The 2,727-nt window shown below is 61.2% G+C and carries 4 protein-coding genes; all 4 read right to left on the reverse strand.

Annotation, left to right across the window (positions count from 1 at the left end; genetic code table 11):
• Nucleotides 1–471, reverse strand: a 471-nt coding sequence (locus tag ACXRVY_RS23120) for a 1,2-dihydroxy-3-keto-5-methylthiopentene dioxygenase (RefSeq protein ID WP_458238338.1), incomplete at its 3' end; no start/stop codon positions are given.
• 20 nt (nt 472–491) lie between these two features.
• On the reverse strand, nt 492–1,118 hold the full coding sequence (locus ACXRVY_RS23125) for a methylthioribulose 1-phosphate dehydratase (RefSeq protein ID WP_223462193.1): 627 nt from the start codon (nt 1,116–1,118) through the stop codon (nt 492–494).
• The gene (locus ACXRVY_RS23130; protein WP_458238339.1) at nt 1,115–2,266 is read right to left on the reverse strand and encodes an MFS transporter; all 1,152 of its coding nucleotides are present in this window, start codon (nt 2,264–2,266) and stop codon (nt 1,115–1,117) included. The genes ACXRVY_RS23125 and ACXRVY_RS23130 overlap by 4 nt, the downstream gene beginning before the upstream one ends.
• A gap of 29 nt (nt 2,267–2,295) precedes the next feature.
• Nucleotides 2,296–2,727, reverse strand: a 432-nt coding sequence (locus tag ACXRVY_RS23135) for a chorismate synthase (protein WP_458238340.1), incomplete at its 5' end; no start/stop codon positions are given.

Genomic DNA, 2,727 nt, shown 5'->3' on the forward strand with positions numbered 1-2,727 from the left:
GAACAGACGGATCGCAATGAAATGCGGGTGCTCGCCCATGTCGAACCAGTGTTTGGTGCCCGCCGGCACCGAGATCAGGTCGTTTTTCTCGCAGAGCACTGCGTAGACGTAATCGTCGATGTGCAGGGTAAACAGGCCACGGCCGGCGACGAAAAATCGTACTTCATCTTCGCCATGGCGGTGTTCGTTGAGGAACTTGGCACGCAATTCGGCTTTTTGCGGGTGGTCGCTGTTGAGGCTGATCACGTCAACGGTGATGTAACCGCGTTCGGTCATCAGCTTGTCGATTTGCTCTTGATAGGCGGCGATCACTTCATCCTGGCTGGCGCCCGGCTGGAGTTTTGTGGCGGCCTGCCAGCGGTCGAAACGCACGCCCTGCTCAGCCAGGGTCGAGGCGATGTCTTCGAAATGGGTCAGCACCTTGTTGGGGATTTCAGGGCTGGAGACGTGATAAACGGACAGGCTGCTCATCAGGGCAACTCCTTAACGGTTCATGCTTTAAAGTTCAGGAGCGAGCGCATCTTCAACTCGCACTCGAACAAAAATTCAAAGGCCTCGATCTGCCGCAGGGCATCGCTCATGCGCGCGCCCCAGGTGTAGAGGCCGTGCCCGCGGATCAGGTAGCCGACGCAATCGGGATGGGCGTCAAGCCAAGGCTGCACCTTGGCGGCCAGGCGCGCAATATCCTGATCGTTGTCGAAAATCGGCACCCGCACCCGGGATTCGTGGGTGGTCACACCGCTGAAGGCTTTTTGCAGTTCGTAGTCTTCGAACTCGATGAAGTCTTGCGACGTCAGGCGCGACAGCACGGTGGCATTCACCGAATGGGTGTGCAACACCGCACCGATCTCCGGACGCCAGCTGTAGAGCTGGGTGTGCAACAGGGTTTCGGCGGACGGTTTCTTGCCCGGTTCCAGGCTGTTGCCTGACAGGTCAGTGGCCAGCACATCGTCCATGCCGAGTTGCCCCTTGTGCTTGCCGGACACGGTCAGCAAGGCTTCGGTCGGCGACAGGCGGGTCGAATAATTGCTGCTGGTGGCCGGCGACCAGCCGCGGCCGTACAGAAAACGCCCGGCGTCGATGATTTCCTGGGCGAGGTGTTCACGGGTAAGGCTCATGGCCTGTCCTCTTGCATACGTGTGGCAATGATAACGGCAGCCGCGACGGCTGCGAGACTGGCAATACTAAAGGTCCATGCCGCACCGAGGGCGTTCCAGCTGTAACCGGAATACAACSCGCCCAATGCACCACCGGTGCCGGCCAGGGCGGCATACAGTGCCTGGCCCTGACCTTGCTGGCGCGCACCGAAGCTACGTTGCACGAATGAAATGGCAGCGGCGTGAAAGCTGCCGAATGTCGCCGCGTGCAACACCTGGGCGAACAACAGCACCCACAAAAATTCGGCCAACGAGCCGAGCAGTAACCAGCGTAGCGCCGCCAGCAGAAAACTCGCCATCAGCACCCGGCGCAGGGAAAAACGCGCGAAGATCCGACTCATGGCCAGAAACATCAGGACTTCGGCGACCACGCCGACCGCCCAGAGCATGCCGATCACGCCACGGCTGTACCCCAGGTGCTCAAGATGCAAGGTCAAGAACGTGTAATACGGTCCGTGACTCATCTGCATCAGCGCCACACAGGCGTAAAAGGCCAACACGCCGGGGCTGCGCAATTGCTTGAGAAATCCTTCCCCCGTCACCCGGTTGCCCGGCGCCGGTTGGGCATTGGGCACCCACAGGCTACTGAGTACGATGCCGGCCATGATCAGCACCAGCGCCGCCGGGTAGATGTCCAGGCTCAGCCATTCGAACAGCCGACCCAGCGCGACCACGGTGATGATGAAACCGATCGAGCCCCACAGGCGAATCTGGCTGTAGCGCGAGGTCTGGCCCTGCAAATGCGCCAGGGTGATGACTTCGAACTGCGGCAGCACCGCGTGCCAGAAGAACGCGTGCAAGGCCATGACCATTGCCAGCCAGGCGTAGGTCTTGCTGACGAAAATCAGCGAGAACGTCAGCAGCGTGCACACCGCGCCGAAACGCACGATGGCCAGCCGCCGACCGCTGTAGTCGCCCAGCCAGCCCCAGATGTTCGGCGCCACGCAGCGCATCAGCATCGGGATCGCCACCAGTTCACCGATGCGCGCGGCACTGAATCCGAGGTGATCGAAGTACAGCGCCAGAAACGGCGCTGTCGAACCGAGCAAGGCGAAATAGAACAGATAGAAACTGGAGAGCCGCCAGTACGGGAGCGCCGCAGTCGCCATCAGACGGCTGCGACCATGAGGTCAGCCATTTACAGCTGACCCAGCACCGGCGTGCTCACACGCACATCGGCGTTCTGCCCACGGTGACGCAGCAGGTGATCCATCAGCACGATGGCCATCATCGCCTCGGCAATCGGCGTGGCGCGGATGCCGACGCACGGGTCGTGACGGCCCTTGGTGATCACTTCCACCGGGTTGCCATGGATGTCGATGGAACGGCCCGGCGTGGTGATGCTCGACGTCGGCTTAAGCGCCAGGTGCGCAACGATTGGCTGACCGGAGGAAATACCGCCGAGAATGCCGCCCGCGTTGTTGCTGAGGAAACCTTGCGGGGTCATTTCATCGCGATGCTCGGTGCCACGCTGGGCGACGCTGGCGAAACCGGCGCCGATTTCCACACCCTTGACCGCGTTGATGCTCATCAGCGCATGGGCCAGTTCGGCGTCGAGACGGTCGAAGAT

The organism is Pseudomonas sp. P5_A2_2 (assembly GCF_054177685.1).

What these genes read in the sequence shown, in the direction of transcription:
- ACXRVY_RS23125 (WP_223462193.1), bottom strand. Translation starts at nt 1,118, where the DNA reads ATGAGCCTTACCCGTGAACACCTCGCCCAGGAAATCATCGACGCCGGG.